Genomic DNA, 24,211 nt, shown 5'->3' on the forward strand with positions numbered 1-24,211 from the left:
GCGACGACATGGCGGTGGACGAGCTGGACACCCGCATCCTGCGCCTGTTGCTGGAGCAGCCGCGCACCAGCGTGCGCGAGTACGCCCGGCTCCTCGGCATCGCGCGCGGCACCCTGCAGGCCCGCCTCGACCGGCTGGAGCGCGACGGCGTGATCACCGGCACGGGACCGTCGCTCTCCCCCGCCGCACTGGGCCACCCGGTGCTCGCGTTCGTGCACATCGAGGTCACCCAGGGCCACCTCGACGACGTCGGCGACGCGCTGGCCTCCGTGCCGGAGATCGTCGAGGCGTTCTCCATCACCGGCGGCGGCGACCTCGTCACCCGGGTCGTGGCGCGCGACAACGAGCATCTGGAGGACGTGATCCAGAAGCTCATCGGTCTGCCCGGCGTGGTGCGCACCCGCACCGAGGTGGCGCTGCGCGAGCGCGTGCCGCACCGGCTGCTGCCCCTGGTGGAGTCGATCGGGCGGGCGGTTGCGAAGTAGCGGTCCCCTCCGCAACTTTCGCTCGCGTCACCACCGTTGACGCCTCTGCGTCCCCCCTCTAACGTCTGGTCGACCGGTCCGGTCGACCATCCGCACGGCGTTCGTGATACCGAACACGGCCGGGACGGCGGCGGGATGGCGTCCGCCGGCGCGCTCGATCACCCGTGGACCGGACGAGCCGGATCACCGTGGACCGGAGGAGCAAGCACATGGCACCGCCCCTCACCCGACGCACCCTGCTGCGGAGCGCGCTGCTCGCGACGGCCGCCCCCGCGCTCTGCGCGACGACGGCCGGCGGCGCCTCGGCGAGCGCCCTCCCTCCCCCTCAGGCATGGTCCCTTCAGCCCTTCCCCCTCGAAGCCGTCGCCCTCGGGCCCGGCGTCTTCGCCGCCAAGCGACAGCTGATGCTGGACCACGCCCGCGGCTACGACGTGAACCGGCTGCTGCAGGTGTTCCGCGCCAACGCCGGTCTGTCCACCCTCGGCGCGGTCGCCCCCGGCGGCTGGGAGGGCCTGGACGGGGAGGCCAACGGCAACCTGCGCGGCCACTACACCGGCCACTTCCTGACCATGCTCGCCCAGGCGTACGCGAGCACCGGCGACCAGGTGTTCGCGGCCCGGATCCGTACCGCGATCGACGCCCTGACAGAGGTCCGCGAGGCCCTGCGCCACGACCCCGCGGTCCTGAGCACCGACGGCCCGTTCGGCGCGGCCGCGGAGAACGTCCGCGGCTCCTACCGGTACGTCGACCTGCCGTCCGGCGTCCTCGGCGGGGCCGCCGAGGTCACCCTCGCCGCCTGGGTGAAGCCCACGCACGACGCCGCCTGGACCCGGATCCTCGACTTCGGCGACGACACGACCCGCTACCTGTACCTGGCCGCCCGCAACGCGAACGGGGCGCCCCGGTTCGCCATCACCGGCAGCGGGGCGGGCGGGGAGCAGGGACTCGACGGCACGGCAGCTCTGCCCCTCGGCCGGTGGAGTCATCTGGCGGTGACCCTCGCGGGCGGCGTCGGGACCCTGTACGTCGACGGCACGGCCGTGGCACGCAACACCGCCATGTCGCTCACCCCGGCCGCCCTCGGCCCCCTCGCCGACCACTGGCTGGGCCGGTCGCACTACGCCTCCGACCCGGTCTTCGCGGGGGCCTTCGGCGGCTTCGACGCCTGGTCGCGCGCGCTGACCGCCGACGAGATAGCGGCGTTGCAGGACCGCCGGACCACCGGTGACCTGGTCTCCTACGGCTTCGACGAGACCTCGGGAAGCACGTTCGCCGACGCCTCGGGCCGCGCCCTGACGGCCGCCCTGCGGCGCGCCTGGGGAGCCCCCAGCCATCCCGGGTTCCTCGCGGCCTACCCCGAGACCCAGTTCATCCGGCTGGAGTCGATGACCGGCAGCGACTACACCAAGGTGTGGGCGCCCTACTACACCGCCCACAAGATCCTCAGGGGGCTGCTGGACGCCCACCTCGCCACCGGCGACGACCGGGCGCTGGACCTGGCGTCCGGGATGGGCGACTGGATGCACTCCCGGCTGTCCAAGCTGCCCGAGGCGACGCTCCAGCGCATGTGGGGCCTCTTCTCCAGCGGCGAGTTCGGCGGCATCGTCGAGGCGGTCTGCGATCTGCACGCGATCTCCGCCAAGCCCGAACACCTCGCGCTGGCCCGGCTGTTCGACCTCGACCGGCTCATCGACGCGTGCGCCGCGAACACCGACGTCCTCGACGGGCTGCACGCCAACCAGCACATCCCGATCTTCACCGGGCTCGTGCGGCTGTACGACGCGACGGGCGAGGAGCGCTACCTCACCGCCGCGAAGAACTTCTGGGGCATGGTCGTACCGCACCGCATGTACGGCATCGGCGGCACCAGCACCGGGGAGTTCTGGAAGGCACGGGACGTCGTCGCGGGGACCATCGGCGCGAGCACGGCCGAGACCTGCTGTGCGTACAACATGCTGAAACTGAGCCGGACGCTGTTCTTCCACGAGCAGGACCCGGCCTACATGGACTACTACGAGCGCGCTCTGTACAACCAGGTGCTCGGCTCCAAGAAGGACACCGCGGACTCGGAGAAACCGCTGGTCACGTACTTCATCGGGCTCGAACCGGGCCATGTGCGCGACTACACGCCCAAGCAGGGCACGACCTGCTGCGAGGGCACCGGGATGGAGAGCGCCACCAAGTACCAGGACTCGGTGTACTTCAAGGCGGCCGACGGCAGCGCGCTGTACGTCAACCTCTACAGCCCCTCGACGCTGACCTGGGCGGAGAAGGGCGTCACCGTCGCACAGCGCACGGACTTCGCACGCGAGCAGGGCAGCACGCTCACCGTCCGCGGACGCACCGCGGCCTTCGCGCTGCGGCTGCGCGTGCCGGCCTGGGCGACGTCGGGCTTCCGGGTCACCGTCAACGGGCGGAGGGTCGAGGGAACGCCCACGCCCGGCAGCTACCTCACGGTGGTGCGGACCTGGCGCGACGGGGACGTGGTCCGGGTGGCGACGCCGTTCCGGCTGCGGGTGGAGAAGGCGCTCGACGATCCGTCCCTGCAGACCCTGTTCTACGGGCCGTTCCACCTCGTCGCCCGCGACTCGGCCACCGCATACCTGGAGTTCGGCCTCTACCGCAACGCGGCCCTCTCCGGAGACCTGCTGCCGTCCCTCGCGCCGGTGAGCGGCGAGCCGCTGCACTTCACGCTCGACGGCACCGGGTTCGCCCCCTTCTTCGAGGGCTCCGAGGATCCGACGCACGCCTACGTGCGCCGGGTCGAGCCCCGGATCGTCTTCGGGAACCTCGACTCCGGCGTGGCCAACCCGGCGAAGGCGGACGGCGTCACCCTGCTCGACGAGGTGTGGGCGGCGGCTCCGTTCAGCGGGAAGCCGGCGCTGGTGGCACGGGTGCGCGGGACGGTGGACGCGTGGGTGGCCGACGGGCTGCTGGACGCGGCGGACGGGGAGCGGGCGGTGGACACCGCGCGCCGAGCGACCTACGTGCGCTGACGCCCGCACGACAGGCCCACGGACAGGTCGACGCGGCGCTACGAGCGGCGGCGGGGCTTGCCGCCCCCGGCGCCGCGCCGGCTCCCGCCGCTCTTCGTCCCGCCGCCGCTCTTCGTCCCGCCGCCGCGGCCGCGGGTCCCGGCGGCCGTGCCGCGGCGCGGGGCGCCGCTCTGCTGCGGCTTACGGCGCTCGTCCTTCTTCTGCTCCGCGGCGGGGGTCTGCTGGGCGCGGCCCCGCGTGCTGTTGACCGTGCGGCCCCGGACGATGCCGATGAAGTCCTCGACCAGGTCGGTGGTCACGTCCTGCGGCCAGGAGAGGGCGACCTCCGACTGCGGGGCGTCGACGAGTGTGCGGTAGGTCAGGTCGCGGCGGTGGTGCAGACGGGCCAGGGACTGCGGAACGACCAGGACGCCGATGCCGGCCGCGACCAGATCGATCGCGTCCTCGGTGGTCGCGGGGCGCTCGAAGGCGGGCTCGCCCGGCGGCTGCTCCCAGCCGATGACGTCGTCGAGGGGGTGCAGGACCACCTCGTCGGCGAGGTCGTCCAGGGTGATCTCCTCGGCCGCGGTGATCACATGGTCCTTGGGGACCACGACGACCGTCGTCTCGGTGTACAGGGGGATGGCGCTGAACACCGTGCGGTCGACGGGCAGGCGCACGAAGGCGGCGTCGGCGGCGCCCTCGCGCAGGAGGCCGGCGGCCTCGGCGGGAGACGTCTGCAGGAGGACGAGGCGGGTGTCGGGCAGGCGCTCCGCCCAGATCCGCGCCCATTTGGCGGGCGTCACTCCGGGGACGTACGCGAGCCGGAACGAGGGGGTGTCCGCGGAGTCGGTCATCCCGCCAGGTTACCGGCTGTGGTCGGGGCTCCCCGCCGCGGCCGATACCCTGGACTGCATGAAGTCGCAAGCGAACACCCAGACGATGAAGCCCGCCACCGCGGCGAAGAAGCTGGGTGTGCACCTCCCCGCCACGCCCGCCGAGTTCCAGGAGGGCGTCGTCACGCGCGCCGAGCTGAACGAGCTCCAGGCGAACCCGCCCGAGTGGCTGGTCACGCTGCGCGAGAGCGGACCGCACCCCCGCCCGGTGGTCGCGGCGAAGCTGGGCGTCTCCATCGCGGGCCTGGCCCGCGGCGGGGTGACCGAGGCGCTCACCACCGAGGAGATCGAGGCGATCAAGGACGCCGAGCCGGAATGGCTGGCGAAGGAGCGCGCCACGCAGGCCGAGGTCCGCAAGGAGACGGTGCGGATCAAGAAGCGCAACGCGGAGCGCGCGCAGGACTGACCGGACGGCCGGCGCGAGGCTCTGCCGGACCTGCCGTGGAGCCGCCCGCCCCGCCGTGCCGGGCTCGGTGAACGTTTCCGGGCTCGCCCGGGGGCCCTCGCTGTGACTACGATCTGGGCAGGTTCACCGACGTGGGTGTTTCGAGGTTGCTGGGGGTTGGGATGGTTGCTGGTCGTGTGGTGCGCTTCGACAGTCAGCGCGGTTACGGGTTCATCGCGCCCGACGACGGCGGGGAGGACGTCTTCCTGCACGTGAACGACATGCTCATGCCCGAGTCCCAGGTCCGCCGGGGCATCGTGGTGGAGTTCGAGATCGAGGACGGCGAACGCGGTCCGAAGGCGTCCGGGGTGCGGCTCGCGCGGGGCGAGGACGGCAAGCCCCTCACCGCCGACGACGACGTCCTGTGCGACGTGCTCAGCACGGACGAGTTCACCCGGGACGTCACCGAGGCGCTGCTGACCGCGGCGCCCTCGCTCACCGGCGAGCAGATCCTCCAGGTGCGCGCCGGGCTCGCGCAGTTCGCGAAGAACCACGGCTGGGTCGAAGGCTGATCCGCCCCGCCTCCCGTGTGACCGGAACCGTCCGAACCGTCCCCGGATCGGACGTCGGCCGCACGGCCCGATGACGCCGCCCACCCTGCGCCGACCTGCGGACTTCGTCGCGCCGGTCGGCAGGACGCGGGCTCCGGCCGCCTCTGGAGCCCCGGTGTCAGTGGCCTGACCTACAGTTCCCGACACTTGATCACAGCGGGTGCGGGAGGCACGCATGGGGTGGGTGTCGGCCGGCGACTACGAAGTCGCTCTGGATGACGGCAAGGTGGTGTGCCGCAACGCGGCCGGGCGGCGGTTGAAGTCCGTGCCGCCCAAGATCGCCGACGAGCCGGCGGTGGTGGGGCTGCGCCGGCTCGTCGAGTGGCTGGAGCGGCACGAACAGCGGTGCCTGGCGGACGTCGAGCGGTGGATGGTGCGCTCGCTGCCGGTGCCGTTCGCCGTCGTCGCCCACGTGTGGCCCGACCCCGCCTGGCAGGCCGCCCTGCGCGACCTCGTGGTCACCGGGGACGACGGCGAGGTGGCGGGATTCCTGCGGGACGCCGACCCCGAGCGGGGCCTCGGTCTGGTCGACCTCGACGGCGACACCGTCCGCATCGCCCCGGACCTCGTGCGGCTTCCGCACCCCGTGCTCCTGGACGACCTGGAGGAGCTGCGGGAGTTCGCCGTGGAACTCGGCGTCCAGCAGCGCGCCCAGCAGCTCTTCCGCGAGGTGTGGCGACGGCCCGCCTCGCTCGACGCGGAGGGCACGTCCGTCGAGGAGTTCGCGGGCGGCGCCTTCAAGGAGCAGCGGTTCCTGCACGGCCGGGTCACCCAGCTCGGATACCGGGTGCGCGGCGGCAACGCCGTGACGTCCGTCCTGGAGGACGGCCGCAGCGTCGAAGCCCGCGTGTGGGTGGGCGATCACGAGGGCTACGAGGAGGCCGAGACCGGCCCTCTGACGTTCACCGACGCCGCGGGCCGGGCGCTGAAGCTCGGCCAGGTCGGCGCGGTGGCGTGGTCGGAGGGCATGCGCATGGCGGCTTCGCTGTACTCCGGGCGCGACATCGAGGACGAGGAGCGGGCGGCATGACGACCCACGACGAGAACACCGCCGCCGTCCTGCTCGACGCGGGCGCCGTCCTGCCCCCGGGCAGCACGACCCGCGAGGACGCCGACACGCTCACCGTGCGCACCTACGGTCATCCCGCGCTCGACGACCGCAGGATCGTACGCCTCGTGCCGGGCACCCTCGGCGAGGTCGAGGACCTCGCCCTGGACTTCCTCGGACTGACCCGCGAGGCGCGGACCCCCGAGGTCGGCCAGGTGCGCCGGGAGACGCTCGGGTTCCCCGCCTGGGCGCTGGTCAACGACCCGGCGAACGGCCATCACGCACTGGCCCTGGTCAAGGACATCGAGCGCCTCGCCCGGCAGGCCAAGTCCCGCCCGGGCAACGCCAAGGACGGCTTCGAGGAGCTCGGCGCCCGGCTCGGCCGGGCCGTGCCGCACTTCCTGCCCACCTATTACGAGCACGCGGCGCGCGTCTTCCTCCGGCACGAGAACACCACGTACGCCTCCGCCCTCTTCGGCAAGGCCCGTGAGGCCGAGCGGGTGCACGCGCTGACGGTCGACGAGGAGCGGCAGCGGGCGGTGTTCCTGGAGTTCGCCTTCGCCGGCGCGCTGACGGTCAAGGCGCTCAAGGAGCACGTCAGGGCCCTCGCCGCCCGGCTCGACCCGGCCACCGCCTGGGCGCAGTTCCGGCAGCTGACCGTGGAGCGCTGCGCGGCCGGCATGCCGCCGTACGCGTCGCTGCCGCAGGACGCGCGCGGGTTGATCAAAGCGGCGGGTCTCGACCGGGTCGCCGAGGAGTGCGCCCTGCTCGCCGACCTGCTCGCCTCGCCCGCCGCGGTCCGGGCCCCCGCGTCCTTCTGGAACGCCTACCGGTCCACCCTCGCCGTCCTCGCCGGGCAGCGGCCGCAGGTGCGGGTCCGGCTGCTGGAGATCATGCCCGCAGGTCTGGGGCGTTCCGTCGAGGACGACGAGTTCTGGCTCGCGCTGCTCGCCGAGTGCGGCGCGGACCGGCTCCTCACCGGTGGGACGGCATCCGACGTCGACGCGGCCGAATGGCTCGGCCGCTGGGCGCTGCACCGCAAGCACGGCGGCACCGTCAGCGGCCGCTCCCCGGCCACTCTCGCCCTCGCGGAACGCATGGCCCCCCGGCTGCGCGAGCTGGGCCGGCCCGTCGACCTGTGCTCGGGGCGCTGGCACCCCGGCGCCGACCTGGACCTGCTGGACCTGTGCGTGGCGCAGGGCGTGCCGCTGGCCCTGCCGAACGCCGACAAGGTCGTGCATCTGTCCCTGGACCGCTGGCTGCGCGATCCCCGCGGCGGACGACGCGACCTGACCGCCGTCGCGGCCGTTCCGCGTCTGCGTCGCCTGCTGTACGCCGGCGTCGGCGCCGTCAGCGGCATCCGTCCCGATTCCGAGGTGCTGGAGGGCCTGGCCGCGCACCCCGTGCTCGGCGACGTCCTGCGGGAGTGGCTGGACGACGCGGCCGGGGACCTGTCCTCGGCGGTCGGCCTGCCCGCCGCGCGCGCGGCGCTGGAACGGCTGCGTCCCTTCCGCACGGTGGCCGCCCGGGTCAGCCCGGCGGCCGTGGTCCGGGTCGCCGCGCGCGAGGTCGCGCCGCTGCTCGGGCACACGCTGCGGGCGGGCGTCCTGGACGAACTGGGCTGGCCCGCGCTCGACGAGGCGCTGCGCCGGATCGACGCCGAGACCAAGCCCGGCCGTGATCACGAGAACCCGATGACCGTCCAGGAGGCGTGGCCCGCGCTGATCGTCTCCCGTGAGCACAAAGTGTTCGTCGTCGGCCCGCAGGAGATCTGGCTGGAGCACGACCTGCGGCTGCCCGTGCCCCCGAACCGCTGGCAGCGTCCGTCGTTCCGCTACACGGACGGCGAACTGCTGGTGATGTGGCGGCAGGACGGCAAGCAGTTCGGCTACTGGTCCGCCCGCCCGGCCGAGGTGTTCCCGCTCGGCGGCGAGCAGATCCCCGCCTACTGGTACGGCGGCAGCGAGGCAGGGACCCCGTCCCTCCCCTTGCCCGGTGGCGGGCGCGCGGGCGGCGGGCGCACGCTGCACGCCGGCGACACCGTCCTGCCCGCCGGCCGCCGCGTCCTCGGCGACGGCGCCTCGTACTGGCGGCAGGGCCGACAGGGCCGGCAGCAGGTCTGGCTCGAGTACGACCCGGCCACCGGCACGCACGGGCGTGCCTCACTGCCCGCGTTCCTGCGGTCCGGCATCCGGGAGGACGCGACGCTGCTGCAGGAGAACTGCGAGCTGCTGCCGCTCCAACCGGGCCTGGAGCAGACCCCGTTCGGAACCGACGGCACGGTTCTCGGCCGCTGGGTGCGCACCCAGGGCGAGGGCGCCGAGGCGCGTACGGTCGCCGGCACGCCGGACGGCCGGACCGTCACCCTGCCCTGGGCGGGCGGCCGGGCGCCGGGCGTGCCGCTCGGCGCGCTGCGGCTGCCCGGCGGGGCCGAGCCCGTCGCCGTCCGCCTCCACCGGCAGATCGCCCTGTACGCGGGCGACGACACCTCCGCCGCCGGTGAACTCGGCCGGCTGACGCCGATGGAGCGCGGCGGCGAGTTCGCCGCGGGCACCCGTTTCGTCCCGCCGGTCGAGTACTGGCACGCGCTGCGTCCGCGCGACGAGCGGGCGTCGGCCGCGCTGCGCGCGCTGACCGACGAGCAGGCGGCCGAGATCGTGCGGGCCGCGGCGCGGGCGCTGGCCGAGCGGCAGGCCGTGCTGGCCGCGGCCGGGCCGGTCGACGCCGCCTCGGAGGGCCGGTCGGTCGTCCCCACGGCGGACGAGGTCGTGCAGGAGATCGTGTCCCGTCTCCTGCCGGCGCTGGGCGACCGCAGGCTGGTCACCGGGGTCGGCGCGCTCGTGCGCGCGGTGCTGCGGCTCGCGGAGTCGACCGCCGCGTTCGTGGCGCCTCCGGTCGCACGGCCCACTGCACAGAGCAACCGGGTCGACGGCATGTTCGCGGACCTGAAGCCCGAGCACGGCGACGACCAGACGCTGCGCGAGGCCGTCACCGGCATCACCCCGATGCAGGGGTGGTGGGGCGGCGAGACGCGCTGGGCCACACTGCGGCAGATCCGCTCCGTGAACCATGTGCTGTCCGGGAAGCCGGCCGACGGCAAGCCCCTGCCCGGGGCCTCCCGGACCGCCGGCGTCCCCGACGGCTGGCGCAGCGACGAGTTCACCGTCCCCGGCATCGGCCCGGTGTGGACGCCCGTGCTGGACGTGCTGCGCCCGCTCGCGTACCGGGCCGCCTGCCCGACGACGACCGTGCAGCACCGTGAGGCGCTGCTCCTGCTGCTGGAGGCGATCGCCGACGGGCCGCTGGCCGTGCCCGCGGGCCTGCTGCGGGAGGTCGTGCTGAGCGAGCCGCACGAGAAGCAGGAACGTGTCGGTCAGGTGCTGCGCCGGGACGGCCGTACCGTCGTCGTCCTCGGCTGCCAGAGCGTCGACCGGCAGACCGGGCGGGTGAACTGGCTGGCCCTCGAACACGATCCGGCCGGCCGGTTCGGCGCGATAGCCCACTTCACCCTGGTGCGGGAGAGCGCGCACCCTGCGGTGTACCCGGCCGACGCCCTGGCGGCCGTCACCGGACTCGTCCGGGACAAGGGCCCCGCGCCCTGGCAGCCGGAGGCGCCCGACGCCCTGGCCGCCGCGACGCACGGGCGGCTGGGACCCGTCCAGGCCGCGCTGCTGCTCGCCGGCAACCCGCCGCAGCTCACCGCCGAGGTGATCGCCGCCACCGGGCTGAAGCCCCGTCAGAAGCAGCTCGGGGACGCCCTGCTGACGTCGGTGCGCCCCGGCGACCGGGCGGCGCTCGTGGGCGCGCTGCTGCCGCAGGCCCCCGGTGCTCTGTGGACGGCCGGGCCGGACACGCAGGCGGCGGGAAGGGTGTGGGCCGAGCGGCTCCCCGGAGTCGTCCGGCTGCCCGAGGAGCTCGCCGGGGAACTCGCCCTCGACGGACTGCCGACCGGCGCCGCGGAGGAGGTCCTCAACCCCGGGCTCACCCCCTGGATCCACCGCACCACCGTTCAGCGGCCGGACAAGGACGGCAACCTCGTCGCGGAGGACCCCGCGGCGCTGCCCGGCCGGTACGACCTGACGCGAGCCGTGGCCGCCCTGGCCGGGCTCGCCTACTCCCTGCCGTACGCCCACCCGCTGCGGGCCGCCTTGCCGCAGGGCCTGGCCGCGGTGCGCCGCCGTGTGGCCGATCCGGGGCTGCTGGTCGATCTGGACGTCGCCTGGACGGAGAAGGGCACCTCGACCGCCGTCGAGCTGCGCAAGGCGTACGGGTTGCCCGCGACCGGCGGTGCCGACGCGCACGGGCTGACTGCCGTGGGCGAGGCGCTGGTGCTGCGGCCGTGGTACGGCGAGCAGGAGACCGTCCTGGTGCGGCCCGGCGCGCTCGACGGCCCCGACGACCCCGTGTTCGGGCTGGTCGAGGGGCTCGTGGGGCCCGGACGGGGTCAGGGCATGCAGGCCCTGAGGACGCTCCTGGGCGAGGACCTCGCCGCCGCGGTGGCGGCGGGGACCGATCCGCAGGGACCGTCCGGCCATGCGCAGGACCCGGCCCTCAGCGTGCCGGAGCTGGTCGCGGAGGCCGCCGCGCAGCTCGGTCTGGGAGCGGACGCGGCAGCGCTCTATCTCCAGCTGCTCGCCCTCCCGGACCCCACGGACCGCAACTGTGTGCGCTGGACCGGCTGGCGGCCCGCCCGGATGAAGAAGGCCCGCGCCGAACTCGCGGCGAGCGACCTGGTGGTGGAGGCGAAGCGGGCGCGCGCGGGCCGCACCCTGTTCCTGCCCTGCGGCTGGCTGGACCTGAAGTCTCCGGCGCTGCCGGTGGAGATCTGGAAGGAGGGCCTCTACCCGGTGCGCGCCCACGCCCGCGCCGTGCCCCTGGCCCCGGTGCCCGAGCTGTTCGCCCGCGCGTGGGGCCGCGTCCGCTCCGGTGACGTCCCCGCCTACGAGGAGCTCACCACCCGGGCCACCCGCAAGGGCCGGCGCCGATGACCACCGTCCCCTCTCACCTGGAAGAACCCGCGCCGATGACCGCCACCGCCCTGTCCCCCTCCCCCGAGCGCCAAATCGAACCGCCCGAGGACCGGTACGCCGCCGAACTGGCCTTCCTCGCCGCGTACGACGACGGGCCGCGACCGCCGGCCTGGCGGCTCACCCCGCGCGCGGTCGTCACGTTCGTGATGGGCAGCGGCGGCCGGGCGCTGAAGCTGCCCGAGGGCGTCGGGACGCCGGACGGGGCGCCGCGCCGGCTGGTGGTCGAGGGCAAGTTCGTCGGCGACCGGGCGCTGGTGGAGCGGTGTGTGGTCACCCTCGCCGGGGAGCGCGGACTGCTGCTGGTCGGCGAACCCGGCACCGCCAAGTCGATGCTGTCCGAGCTGCTGTCCGCCGCCGTGTGCGGCACCAGCGGCCTGGTCGTGCAGGGCACGGCGGGCACCACCGAGGACCAGCTCAAGTACGGCTGGAACTACGCCCTGTTGCTGTCCCAGGGACCGAGCCGGCAGGCGTTGGTGCCCTCGCCGGTGCTGGCCGCCATGTCCCGGGGCGCCGTCGCCCGGGTCGAGGAGGTCACCCGCTGTCTGCCCGAGGTGCAGGACTCCCTGGTGTCGCTGCTGTCGGAGCGGCGCATCGCCGTGCCCGAACTCACCGGCACTCCCGATGCGTTGGCGCACGCGGCGCCCGGGTTCAACCTGATCGCCACGGCCAACCTGCGCGACAGGGGCGTCTCGGAGATGTCCGCGGCCCTCAAGCGCCGCTTCAACTTCGAGACCGTCGGCCCGATTCCGGACCTGGACGCGGAGACCGCGCTGGTGCGCGGTCAGGCCCGCGCCTCGGTGGAACGGGCCGGAGCGCCCTTCCAGGTCGACGACGCCGTGCTGGAGGCCCTGGTCACCGCCTTCCGCGATCTGCGGGAGGGACGCTCGGCGGAGGGCTGGGAGGTGGAGCGGCCGTCCACGGTGATGAGCACCGCCGAAGCCGTGTCCGTGGCGGGCGCGCTGGCTCTCGCGGCGGCCTACTTCCCCGGGGACCGAGACGTCCTGGGGCTGCTGCCCGGCCATCTGCTCGGCGTGGTCCGCAAGGACGACCCCGCGGACGCGGCCCGGCTGCGCGGCTACTGGGACGGTCCCGTCCGCCGCCGCGCCGAGCAGGGCTCCGCCACCTGGCGCACCCTGTGGGAGCTGCGCACGGTGCTGGAGGGCTGACGGCCGTGTCCCCGCACCCCACCCCGACGGGCGCTCCGGGCGAGGCGCTCGCCGCGCTCACCGACCCGGCCGCGCCCTACCTCATCGGCGTACGGCACCACGCGCCCTCGCTGGCCGCCGCCGTGCCCGCGCTGCTGGACGCGGCCGAACCCGGCGTGCTGCTCGTCGAACTGCCGGCCGAGATGCAGGAATGGCTGCCGTGGCTCGGGCATGCGCGGACCCGGGCCCCGGTCGCACTCGCCGCCGCTCCCGGTGAGGCCGGAAACGGCGGGAGCCCGGCGTTCTATCCGTTCGCCGACTTCTCGCCCGAGCTGGCCGCCGTGCGCTGGGCCGCCCGGCACGGCGTGCCGGTGATCGCCTGCGACCTGCCCCTCGCCGACCGGGCGTGGGGCGAGGGGCGCGAGGGCGCGGCGTCGGGAGCGTCCCCCGGGCTCGCCGGGGCGTTGCGGGCGCGCCTCACGGGCCGCCCGGGGGACGACCTGTGGGACCGGCTCGTGGAGGCGGCCGCGCCTGGCTCGCCCCCCGAGGCGCTGCGCCGGGCCGCGCTGCTGACGGGGTGGGCGCTGCGCGAGGACGCGGCGGCCTCGGGCGGGGTGGCGGAACTGGACCTGCGGCGGGAGCGGTGGATGCGGTCCCGGATCGCCGAGGCCACCGCAGGCGGCGAGCGGGCCGCCGTGCTGGTCGGCGCCTTCCACGCGCCGGCGTTGACGGGTGCGGGCGCGGACCGGCTCGCGACGCCCGCCCCGGCCGGCAATCCCGGCGCCCGCGCCCGCGCCGGCGTCCATGCGGACGCCCGTGCCGAGGTCGACGCCTGTGCCGAGGTCGACGCCGAGATCCACGCCCCGGCCGGCGCGCGGCACGACGACGCCGGGACACGAGGGGTCTCCTGGGTCACCTCGCTGATCCCGTACGCCTACAACTTGTTGGACGAACGTTCCGGGTACCCGGCCGGCATCCGGGACCCGGAGTGGCAGGACATGGTGCTCCGGGCCGCCGGTGACCCCACTGCCCTGGAGGAGGCGCTGACGCGGGCGGCCGTGGGGGTGTGCGCCGAACTGCGCGGTCTGGGGCATCCCTCCGGGCCCGCCGACGCGCGCGAGATCTGCCGGCTCGCCTCGGACCTGGCCCGGCTGCGCGGGCTCCCCGCGGCGGGCCGGGGCGAGTTGGTCGAGGCGGTGCAGACGGTCCTCGCGCAGGGCGAGCCGTACGGGCGGGGCAGGGCCGTCGCGCGGGCGATGGAACGGGTGCTGATCGGCACGCGCACCGGACGGCCGGCGCCGGACACGCCGCGCAGCGGGCTCGCCCCGGCGGTCGAGGCCGAGGTCGCCGCGCTGGGTCTGCCGGGACCGGAGAGTTCCTCGGGCGCCGCCCGGGAGCTCCGGCTCGACCCTCTGCGCTCCGACCTCGACCGGCGCCGTGAGCTGTTGCTGCGCAGGCTGACGGTGTGCGGGGTGCCGTACGGGGAGGCCAAGGAGGTCGTCGGCGCGGGCGGCGCCCAGGCCCTCACCTCCCGCTGGGAGGCGCGCTGGACGCCCGCCACGTCGGCCGTGCTGACCGCCGCCGGGGTACGTGGCGTCACCCCCGCCCAGGCGGCCGAGGGCGTGCTGCGGGAGCGGCGACGCGCGGAGCTGGAGGAGGGCGGTTCCACGGCCGCGCAGATTCTGCTGGGACTCGCCCAGGCCGCGGAGTGCGGGCTCGACGTGCTCACCGACGAGCGGCTGGACGACGTCGCCGAGGTGGTGCCGCAAGCCGGCACGCTGCCCGAACTGCTCGCCGCGCTCTCCCTGTCGGACCGGCTGAGCGCCGGTCACGTGGCAGGACTGGGCCACGACGCCGGCCGTACGGCCCGGGCGACGGCCGTCGCCGAACTGCTCACCGCGGCGGCGGTGCGCCAGGTGGACGGCCTGACCGGTTCCGAGGATCCGGCCGACGCGCACGCCCTGCTCGAACTCGCCCACCGCGCCGACCTCGCCGGCGGCATCCGGCTCGCCGACGCCCTCGCCCGGCTGGCGGCCGACGGCTCCCCGCTGATGCGCGGCGCCGCCGGAGCCGTCCGGGTGCTGCTGGGTCAGGAGGACGCCCGGCTCTTCGGCGACCGGGTGGCGTCCTGGGTCGACGGCGCGGTCGACGCCGAGTCCCGGTCGGGTCTGACGGCCCGGCTGAGCGGCCTGCTGACCGCCGCCGGCCCGCTGCTGGAGGCGGCGGCGCCCGCCCTGGACCCGCTGCTCGACCGTGTGTCGGAGCTGCCCGACCGGCAGTTCCTGGACCGGCTGCCGGCGCTGCGGGGCGGGTTCGACACCCTCAGCCCTGCGGCACGCGACCGCCTGCTGGCGTCCGTGGAGGAGCGTCTGGGCGCCGGGCGCGTGGCCGACACCGACGGCCTCGACCCGGCCGCCCTCGCCGTCTGGGCGGGGGCGGACCTGGCGGCCCGCGCCGCCCTGCGGTCGCTGGGACTGCTGCCCCCGCGGAGCGCGGACGCGCCCGCGCCCACCGGACCCGGGCGCACGGAACCCGCGCCCACCGGACCCGGGCGCACGGAACCCGCGCCCACCGGACCCGGGCGCACGGAATCCGCGGCCACCCGACCCGCGTCCGCGGGACCCTCGTCCGCCGGTCCCCCGGTCGCCCCCATGCCCGCCGCCCCCGCACCCCCAGCACCCGCCGCGCCGCATGCGGTCGGCGCACCTGCGGAGGGCTTCGGCGTCGGGCAGCGGCCGAGGCCGGGAGGGAGCGCGGCGGCGAGCACGGGACGGATCCCGGGAGCGGTCCCCGCAGAGACCGCGGGTGAGGACCGCCGTCTCGCGCCCGTCGACCGCTGGCGGCTGCTCCTCGGGCGGCGCGGGGACCGGCTCCCGCCCGACGCGCGCCCGTTGGCCACGGCCTTGGACGAGCTGTACGGCAGCGGGCGCGGCGAGGGCAGCAGGGGAGACCTCACGGGCCGGGGCGGCGTCGGCGGCCGGGACGTGCCCTATCCGGGGGTGCGCGAATGGTCGCAGGAGCTGGCCGCGCTCTTCGGGCCGGGCATCCGGGAGGAGGTGCTGGCGGCGGCCGCGGCGGCGGGCCGCGACGACGTGCTCGCCGAGCTGGACGCCGAGAGCGTGCGTCCCTCGGTCGATCTGCTGCGCACGGTGCTGCGGCACGCGGGCGGGCTGCCCGAGGCACGGCTGGCCGCGCTGCGCCCGCTCGTGCGCCGGCTGGTGGAGGCGCTGACCCGGCAGCTGGCCACCCGGCTGCGTCCCGCCCTGCACGGCACGGCGCTGCCACGGCCCAGCCGCCGTCCGGGCGGCGGACTGGATCTGCCCCGTACCCTGCGCGCCAACCTGGCGACCGCGCGGCGCGGTCCGGACGGCACGGTCCGGGTCGTCCCCGAGCACCCGGTGTTCCGTGCGCGGGCCCGGCGGTCGGCCGACTGGCGGCTGATCCTGGTGACGGACGTGTCGGGGTCCATGGAGGCGTCCACCGTGTGGGCGGCGCTCACGGCCTCGGTGCTCGCCGGGGTGCCGACCCTGTCCACCCATTTCCTGGCCTTCTCCACCGAGGTCATCGACCTCACCGGCCACGTCGAGGACCCGTTGTCGTTGCTGCTGGAGGTCAGCGTGGGCGGAGGCACGCACATCGCCGCGGGCCTGCGGCACGCCCGCGAGCTGGTCACCGTGCCGTCGCGCACCCTGGTGGTGGTCGTCAGCGACTTCGAGGAGGGCTACCCGCTCGGCGGGCTTCTCGCCGAGGTGCGTGCGCTGGTAGGGGCGGGCTGCCACGTGCTGGGCTGCGCGAGTCTCGACGACTCCGGCCGGCCGCGCTATTCCACGGGCGTCGCAGGTCGGCTCGTCGCCGCCGGCATGCCCGTCGCCGCTCTCAGTCCGCTCGAACTCGCCCGCTGGGTAGGGGAGAAGATCTCATGAGCCAGGACCTGTTGCCGCCGGTCGCGCCGTCCGTCACCGCAGAACTCGTCGAGGCGCTCTCGCCCCGGCTGCGCAAGCGGCTGGACGCGGGCGTCGCCAAGCTGGCGGCTCGTCCGGTGGTGCGCGAGGGTGACACGGTACGGATCGCCGTCGATGACGACACCGAGCTCCAACTGCATGTCGTGGGCGGCACGGTGACCCGTGCGGACGCGATCCGCTGCGGGTGCCTGCTCGCCCCGGACTGTCTGCACCGAGCGGCGGCGGCCTCGGCCGCGCCGGTCGCGGCGTCCGCCTCTCCTGCCGTCCCCGCCCCCGTCCCCACCTCTGGATCTGCCTCTGGATCTGGATCTGGATCTGCGCAGGAGGGGGGTTCCGCGGGCGAAGGCGTGCGGGAGCCGGCGGAGGACGAGACCGCCCTTCCCGGCCAACTCGTTGCCGCTCGGACCGTGTTCGACGCGACCGCCGCCGTGCTCGACGCCGGCGCGGACGGGTCGGGCGCCGTGCTCCAGGCGGAACTCCTGCGCGCCGCGCACACCGCCCGGCTCGCGGGACTCCCCCGGGCCGCTGCGTCGGCGGTCTCCGTGGTCAACGGGGTGCGCGCGGCCCGCTCCGCCGACCCCGCGCACCGGCTGCCCGACCTGGTCGAAGCCCTGCGCGCCGTCCTCGGCGTGGCCCACCGGCTGCCGGCGGCGCGCGGCCCGGAGCTGGCCGAACTGCGCGGCACGGTACGGCAGCCCTACACGCCGGACGGCTCCCTGCGCCTGTACGGGCTCTTCTCGGAGCCCGTCCTCACGGCGACCGGGTACGCGGGAGCGGTCACCTGGACCGCGGACGCCGAGGGCCGCCTCTACACGGTCTCCGACGTGGCGCCGGGCGGCCCCGGCCGGGCGACGGGGGCGGCCGACCGCGCCGTCCGCATCGGCGACACCGCTCTGACCCACCGTGAGCTGTCGCGTGCCGGGCTCGCGGTCTCCGGTGCGACCGTCTCCCCGACCGGTCGGCTCGGTGCGGGGGCCGGGGTGCGGGCGGTGCGCGCCGCCGGCGCCGCCTGGAGCGCCGAGCCGCTCGACCGGCTGTGGGCGGCACCCGTCGCCGAGCAGGTCGCCCGCGCTCTCCAAGGCGGCCAAGGCGGCCATGACCTGCTGTTCCTGGACGTCACCCTGACGGGCACGGTCCGTGAGGCGACGGGCGACTGTCTGCTGGCCGACTGCGCCGGTCTCGCGCTGCGACTCGCGACGGCTCACCAGGACCCGGCGCTCCCGTATCGCGACAACCTCCGTCTGCTGGCCGCCGCCCGGGGCAGCCGGCTGCGGATCGTGGCCCGGCTCGCTCCGGGGCCGCTGCCGCGCGCGCTGCTGCTCGCCGCCGAACACCCGGCCGACCCCGCCGCCCGGGTCGACCTGGGCCTGGACCGTCTCCGGCACGCGGACCTCCCCCCGACGGCGGGCGCGCCCGTCACGGCCCACACGGTGGACGAGGCGCCGCTGCACCTTCTGCGCCGCCGGGTGCACCAGGCGGTCTCCGGGGGCCGTCGTGTGCTGGCCTTCCCGGGCGGCGCGACCGGCGACGGGGCGCGTCTGCGGCGCGTCGGCCTGGGCACCGCGGCCGACCTTCTCGACGAGTTGCTCGCGGCCGCGGCGGACCGTTCCCGCGACGCCTTCGGACGTCTGCTCCCGGCCGACACGGACCGCTTCGCCCGGGCCTGGCTGGCGGCCGCCCTCTATACCGGCGAGGTGGAACGGCAGCTGTGTGCGGCGGCGTGGGGAGCGCGGGCGAAAGCAGCGACCGTTCTGTCGGGCCTTTAGGCCAGGATCTGACCTCTATCGCTCCTAACCTGGTCCTCGACCGCGGAACACGAACACGGGAGAGGAACCCCCATGAGCGACTTCGCCACCCCCGGCCCGACCGTCACCGGTGAGCGTGCCGACCTGCTGGCGACGCTGGCCCAGCACCGCCACTTCCTGCGTCTCACCACCCGCGACCTGAGCGACGAGCAGGCCGGGCAGCGGACCACGGTCAGCGAACTGTGTCTCGGCGGCCTGATCAAGCACGTGAGCGCGACCGAACGAGGCTGGGTGGACTTCATCCTCGAAGGCCCCTCGGCCCTGGGCGACTTCAGCGCCATGACCGAGGCCGACTTCGCCGCGCGGGCCGACGAGTTCCGGATGCTGCCCGGCGAGACGCTGGACGGCCTGCTCAAGGACTACGCCGAGGTGGCGCGCCGTACGGACGAACTGGTCGCCACCCTCCCCGACCTGGACGTCGACCATCCGCTGCCGTCGGCGCCCTGGTTCGAGCCGGGCGCGCGGCGGTCCGCCCGCCGGGTCCTGCTGGGCATCATCGCCGAGACGGCCCAGCACGCCGGACACGCCGACATCATCCGCGAGGCCCTGGACGGCGCGAAGAGCATGGGCTGAGCACCGGCTGACCGTGCGCGTCCGGGCACACGCGGGCCGAGCACCGGCTCACCGTGTGTGTCCGGGCGCGATGCGCCCGGGCCCCGCACGGCCCCCTTTTTCCGCCCCGTTTCCGTCCCCTTGACGCCCCTAGTGTGACCGGTCACACTTCTGCTCATGAACGTGACCGGTCACCAGCGGCGTCCCGCCAGCATCCGGGACGTGGCGACAGCGGCCGGGGTCTCCTACCAGACCGTCTCCCGGGTGATCAACGACCATCCCAGCGTCAAGGCGGCGACTCGTGAGCGCGTGCTCGCCGCCATCGACGAGCTCGGCTTCCGGCGCAGCGCCACCGCGCTCGCCCTGGCCCGGGGGCGCAGCCGGGCCGTGACCGTGCTCACCGCCGACACCACCCACTACGGATACGCCTCCATCCTCCAGGGCATCGAGGAGGCCGCCCGCGCCGCATCCCACACGGTGGGGATCGGCGTCCTGGAGTCGGCGGCGGAGACCGCGGTCGCCGCCGTGGTCCAGCGCGCGGCGGACACGGGCGGCGGGGTGATCGTGATCGCCTACGACCCGGCCGGAGTCCGGGCGCTGAACGCGGTCCCCGCCGGACTGCCCGTCGTCGGCGTGGTCGAGACCCCCGCGGGCCCGCCGACCGGTGACCGCCCCTGGGTGTGGACCGACGACCGCGAGGCCGCCTACGAGGCGACCCGGTATCTGCTCTCCCTGGGCCACGAGACCGTGCATTACGTGGCGATCCCGTCCGGCGCCCGGCGCACCGGGGCCCGCAGCGCCGGCTGGCGCGAGGCCCTCCGTGAGGCGGGAGCACCGCAACCGCGAGCGCTGCGGGGCGGCTGGAGCCCGGCGGACGGTCATGCGGCGGGCCGCAGGCTCGCCGCGGACCCGGTCGTCACCGCGATCCTGTGCGGCAACGACGACCTCGCTCTCGGCGTGCTGCGCGCCCTGCACGAGGCCGGCCGGTCCGTGCCGGGCGAGGTCAGCGTCACCGGTTTCGACGACGCCCCGCACGCCGCCCATCTCACGCCGTCCCTGACGACCGTGCGTCTGGACTTCACCGGCCTCGGCCGGTCCGCCTTCGCCTTGTTGCACGGGATGCTGGAGGAATCGGCGCAGTCCGCCCCGTACCCCGTCGCCGCGCCGGAACTGGTGGTGCGGGAGAGCTCGGGGGTCGCGCCGGCCCGGGACTGAGCGCCCGCCACGGTGCCCAGGCACACGCACACGCACACGCGACGAGGGACCGGACCCACACCCGCACCCGCACCCGCACCCGCACCCGCACGAGAACCGCTCATGTCACCGCCCCCATGTCACCGCCGCACTTGGAGTCAACGCCATGGCAGGCACCCTCCCCGCAGCAGGAACCGTGGCGGCCCCGGCCGTCCCGCAACGCCTCATCGTCGACCTCGCCGTCTCCGAAGGCCCGGTGACGCTGGGCGCGAACGGGGCCCTGTACGGCCTCAGCGACGACGGCGTGCCCAGCGACGCCGCGCTGGAGCCCCTGAAGATCACCAGCATCTCGCAGAAGCCGGAGGGCGGCGCCCAGCATCCCAACGGGGACGCGCTCTCGGTCTCCCGGGCGTTCTTCCGCAACGGCGGCGGCGAGATCAACGTGCTGATGCAGGACGTCTACGCGCAATGGCCGTACGAGGACCTCGGCCTCGACGACTACCTCCCCAGGGTCGAGGACATCGTCACGAAGGTGTCGGCGGACCCGAACGGCGACCGCTTCGTCTACATCCCGTTCAACGAGCCGGACCAGATCTGGTACGACATCGGCGTCGCCGACCAGGCGCAGTACGAGGTGAACCGCGACCGGTTCTTCAGGGACTGGAAGACGGTCTACCGGCGCATCCGTGCCATCGATCCCGCCGCGAGGATCGCCGGCCCCAACGAGACGGGCTACCACCACCGGCTGATGGCCGACTTCCTCGCCTTCGCCCAGCGGGAGAACGTCCTGCCGCAGATCCTGACCTGGCACGAGTTGGGCTCCGGCTCGCTGCGGGACTTCCAGGGCCACTACGACGACTGCCGTTCCCTCGAGCGCCGGTTGGGCATCGCACCGCTGAGGATCAGCATCGACGAGTACGCCAACCGGCGGGACCTGTCCGTGCCGGGCCAACTGGTGCAGTGGGTCGCGATGTTCGAGAGGAACAAGGTCTACGCCAACCAGGCCTACTGGGACGCGGCGGGCAACCTGGACGGCAACGTGGTGCGCACCAACATCCCCAACGGCGGCTGGTGGTTCTTCCGTTGGTACGCCGGGCTGACCGGGGACACCGTGCAGGTCACCCCGCCGCGGGCCGACGCCGTCGACACCCTCCAGGGACTCGCCTCCCTCGACGTCTCGCGCCGCCAGGCCCAGGTCCTGCTCGGCGGCTCGGACGGCGACTCGGAGGTCGTGCTGCGCGACGTCTCCCGGTCCGTCTTCGGGCACACGGTCACCGCTGCCGTCGCCGAGGCGGCCTGGTCCGGCTACGAGGGTCAGCACGCCGCTCCGCGGGTCGTCGCCCGCACGAAGCTCGAGGTGGCGGACGACGGCTCGGTGACCGTGCCGCTGCGGGGCCTGCGCAGGATGTCCGCGTACCGGATCGTCCTCACCCCGGGCGGCACGGGCGCCCCGGCCGCGGCCCGCGTGCCCTGGTCGGCGTCGTACGAGGCCGAGGAGGCGGCCGTGACCGGCGGCGAGGTCCGCACCCTGGGCACGGTGAGCGACGCCAACGGCTACGCGGCCTCCGGCGCCAAGGACGTCGGCTCCCTCAACACCCCCTCCAGCAAGGTCGACTTCACGGTGACGGTCCCGGCGGACGGCCCGTACGACCTGGCGATCCTGTACGGCAACCAGTCCGGCGCCCCCGCCACGCAGCGGCTGCTCGTCGACGGCGCCGCCCCCGTCACGGTGACGTATCCGTCCACGCAGAACTGGGCCTACCGCGCCAGGAAGGATCTCGGTCTGGAGCTGGCCGCCGGCGCCCATGTGCTGACGCTCGCCAAGGGCGACGCCGAGGTCACCCTGGACCGCGTCGACCTGACCGCGCACACCGGCGTCCCGTCCACGTCATACGAGGCCACGCTCGCGGACATCACCGGGCAGCCGTCGTACGACTACTCCTCGTCGGAGGGCGTGGGCACCGGCGCGCTCGTCCTGCGCACGGGCGACAAGGCGGTCTTCGACGTGTACGCCCCGCGCGACGGCTACTACACGGTGACCGCGCAGACCTCCGCGGCCGTGCAGCTCACCCTGCACGGCGCGACGGCGACGGCGGCCCCGGGCCGGCCGCTGCGGCTCTACCTGGTGGCCGGCAACAACCGCGTCGCCGTGACCGCCACGCACGCGGCGGTGCGCTCGCTCGACGTGTCGGGCACGGGCTCCACCACCGGCGTCCTGTCCTACGGGGCCGCCTCCGCCGCGCTGACCGGCGGCGCGAAGCTCGTCGCCTCCGCCCACGCCCCCGGAGGGTTCTGCGTCGGCGAACTCGGCGGGAGCCCTTCCAGCACGGCCGGGTTCACGGTGCAGGCCCCCAGCGCAGGACGCTATGTGCTGGTCGTGCACTACGCGCACGACGAACGCCGCGACAACGGCCACGCCTACAACACGGACATCATGTCCCGTACGGCGGACATCACCGTCGGAGCCGCGGCCCCGCGCAGGGTCGTCTTCAAGAACACGTGGAGCGCGCACGACTTCTGGACGCTGGGCGTTCCCGTCGACCTGGCGCAGGGCGCCAACAGCGTGACCTTCGCCAACGCGAACTCCTGGGCCCCGAACATCGCCCGCGTCGAGGTGGGCCGGGTCGTCCGGCAGCCGTAGCAGGCGGCAGCGCTACGGCAGACGTGGACCGGGTCAGCGGCCTACGCCGATCAGACCCGTCAGATAGCGCCACAACGAGGAGCGCTGCCGGACGGCCGGGTCCGGCAGCACCGTCGCGTCCGACTCCGCGGTCCGGGCGGGCGCCGACGGCTGGGCCGGCGTCGCCGCGAGTTCGTAGCGCACCGGAAGTGAGCGCAGGCCCCGCATGAACGGCGAGGAACGCCAGGGCAGTTGGTCGGCCGGCAGGGCGAGCTCCAGATGGGAGAACCGCTCGAAGAGCCGACCCACGCCGACCGCCGCGACCGTCGAGGCGAGTTCGCGCGCGGGACACTGACGAAGGCCTGCGCCCCATGACAGGTGGGCCCGGGTGCTGACCGTGGTGCTCGGGCACACGTTGCCTGCGAAGAGCGGGTCGGCGTGCGCTGCGGCGGCGGAGACCCAGACGGGATCGCCCGCCCGGATCGTGTAGTTGCCGAGCGGAGTGTCCTTCGCCGCGAAGCGCGGCACGAAGTTCACCAGCGGCGGCTTGCGCATGACCACCCGGTTCATGCTCTCCCTGACCATCCCGGCGGACAGACTGGCCCGCACCCCGCCCTCGCCGGAGAGGACCTCGACGACCGTGTTGGAGATGAGGATCCCCACGTGGTCGGAGGTCATGCCCAGCAGCATGAACAGCTCACGGGCCAGCTCGTCCAGGGAGAGCTCGGGGTGCGCCGCCAGCAGGTAGGAGGGGAAGTCGTCCCCCGGCTTCTCGAGCTTCACCGCCGCCAGCTCCGCGAGTGTCGCGAGCAGCCTCTCCAGTGCGGGCTCGGCGTCGGGACCGGCGTCCAGCACCCGCCACATGTCCATCAGCGCGTCGTCGCCCTGCGAACCGGGGAAGCCGAGCAGATGACTGGCCACCATCAGCGGCAGCGGGCGGGAGAACTGCGCGGACAGGTCGGCCAGACCCGTGCCGCCCGCCTGCCCCACGAGGCTGATGAGTTCGTCGGCGTAGGCGGTGACGGCGGCCTTCAGCCGCTTGGCCTGCGCGTGACGCGGATCCTGGAACGGCTTGAGAGCCGCGTCCCACGCCTGCCGCAACGGACGGTAGCCGGGACCGCCCTGGATCAGCACATGGTTGACCTCCAGGGACGGTCCGAGCGGCCAGTCGGCCGGCACTTCGCCGTCCGTGCGGGCCCGCCAGTTCTCCAGGCCCTTCGGCCATCCGGCGTCGTCCTGGAGCACGTCGAGCGCCTCGCGGTAGCCCAGCACGAGCCAGGCGGGCACGCCGAGCAGGTCGACCGGCGCGACCGGGCCGTGACGCCGGCGCAACCGCTCGTACACGAGCGCCGGGCGGGTCTCGTAGTCCCGGGTCAGCAGCGGTTCGAGCGTCAACGTCTCCAACCGCTCAGCCGTCGCACCGTCCAGGTCCACGGATCCACCGTCGTCCGCCTGGGATTCCATCGCTCGCCGCCCCTCCGACACTCCCCGTACCGGCGCGTC

General features: G+C 74.8%; 14 protein-coding genes. 12 read left to right on the plus strand and 2 right to left on the minus strand.

Going from position 1 to position 24,211, the window contains the following annotated elements; translation table 11 throughout:
* The first annotated feature begins 8 nt into the window (after positions 1-8).
* The gene (locus tag Sri02f_RS09185; protein ID WP_109000600.1) at positions 9-485 is read left to right on the plus strand and encodes an Lrp/AsnC family transcriptional regulator; all 477 of its coding nucleotides are present in this window, start codon (positions 9-11) and stop codon (positions 483-485) included.
* Positions 486-694: 209 nt separating this feature from the next.
* A complete protein-coding gene (locus Sri02f_RS09190) occupies positions 695-3,481 on the plus strand; it encodes a beta-L-arabinofuranosidase domain-containing protein (protein ID WP_109000601.1) in 2,787 nt (928 codons plus the stop codon).
* Positions 3,482-3,519: 38 nt separating this feature from the next.
* On the opposite strand, the gene Sri02f_RS09195 is transcribed toward Sri02f_RS09190, so the two are convergent.
* Positions 3,520-4,317, minus strand: a complete 798-nt coding sequence (locus tag Sri02f_RS09195; RefSeq protein ID WP_109000602.1) for a LysR family substrate-binding domain-containing protein — start codon at positions 4,315-4,317, stop codon at positions 3,520-3,522.
* Between the two features lie 58 nt (positions 4,318-4,375).
* Between Sri02f_RS09195 and Sri02f_RS09200 the strand changes: the two genes are divergently transcribed.
* The 10 genes from Sri02f_RS09200 to Sri02f_RS09245 all read left to right on the plus strand — a co-directional run bounded on the left by Sri02f_RS09200 (position 4,376) and on the right by Sri02f_RS09245 (position 22,729).
* Positions 4,376-4,762 (plus strand): DUF5997 family protein, encoded by a 387-nt coding sequence (locus tag Sri02f_RS09200; RefSeq protein WP_109000993.1) that lies wholly within the window; start codon positions 4,376-4,378, stop codon positions 4,760-4,762.
* Positions 4,763-4,923: 161 nt separating this feature from the next.
* Entirely contained in the window at positions 4,924-5,313 is a 390-nt protein-coding gene (locus Sri02f_RS09205; RefSeq protein ID WP_069772334.1) for a cold-shock protein, read from the plus strand.
* Positions 5,314-5,527: 214 nt separating this feature from the next.
* Positions 5,528-6,382, plus strand: coding sequence for a DUF4132 domain-containing protein (locus tag Sri02f_RS09210; protein WP_109000603.1), 855 nt, complete (start codon positions 5,528-5,530; stop codon positions 6,380-6,382).
* Positions 6,379-11,388: a hypothetical protein gene (locus Sri02f_RS09215; protein ID WP_109000604.1), complete on the plus strand. Its 5,010-nt coding sequence runs from the start codon at positions 6,379-6,381 to the stop codon at positions 11,386-11,388. Before Sri02f_RS09210 ends, Sri02f_RS09215 begins: the two co-directional genes overlap by 4 nt.
* 35 nt (positions 11,389-11,423) lie before the next feature.
* Positions 11,424-12,596, plus strand: coding sequence for an ATP-binding protein (locus Sri02f_RS09220; RefSeq protein ID WP_109000605.1), 1,173 nt, complete (start codon positions 11,424-11,426; stop codon positions 12,594-12,596).
* A 5-nt stretch (positions 12,597-12,601) separates the two neighbouring features.
* On the plus strand, positions 12,602-16,498 hold the full coding sequence (locus Sri02f_RS09225; protein ID WP_109000606.1) for a vWA domain-containing protein: 3,897 nt from the start codon (positions 12,602-12,604) through the stop codon (positions 16,496-16,498).
* Positions 16,495-18,303, plus strand: a complete 1,809-nt coding sequence (locus tag Sri02f_RS09230; RefSeq protein ID WP_109000607.1) for an SWIM zinc finger family protein — start codon at positions 16,495-16,497, stop codon at positions 18,301-18,303. The genes Sri02f_RS09225 and Sri02f_RS09230 overlap by 4 nt, the downstream gene beginning before the upstream one ends.
* A gap of 72 nt (positions 18,304-18,375) precedes the next feature.
* Complete coding sequence (locus Sri02f_RS09235; RefSeq protein ID WP_109000608.1) at positions 18,376-18,915, plus strand: DinB family protein; 540 nt, start codon at positions 18,376-18,378, stop codon at positions 18,913-18,915.
* 156 nt (positions 18,916-19,071) lie between these two features.
* Complete coding sequence (locus Sri02f_RS09240; RefSeq protein WP_109000609.1) at positions 19,072-20,109, plus strand: LacI family DNA-binding transcriptional regulator; 1,038 nt, start codon at positions 19,072-19,074, stop codon at positions 20,107-20,109.
* 145 nt (positions 20,110-20,254) lie between these two features.
* A complete protein-coding gene (locus Sri02f_RS09245; protein WP_109000610.1) occupies positions 20,255-22,729 on the plus strand; it encodes a carbohydrate-binding protein in 2,475 nt (824 codons plus the stop codon).
* 33 nt (positions 22,730-22,762) lie between these two features.
* Here the strand turns inward: Sri02f_RS09245 and Sri02f_RS09250 are convergent, their stop codons facing one another.
* Positions 22,763-24,172: a cytochrome P450 family protein gene (locus Sri02f_RS09250; protein ID WP_109000611.1), complete on the minus strand. Its 1,410-nt coding sequence runs from the start codon at positions 24,170-24,172 to the stop codon at positions 22,763-22,765.
* Positions 24,173-24,211 lie beyond the last annotated feature (39 nt).

It is taken from the genome of Streptomyces rishiriensis, assembly GCF_003112535.1.
Lineage (GTDB): Bacteria > Actinomycetota > Actinomycetes > Streptomycetales > Streptomycetaceae > Streptomyces > Streptomyces rishiriensis.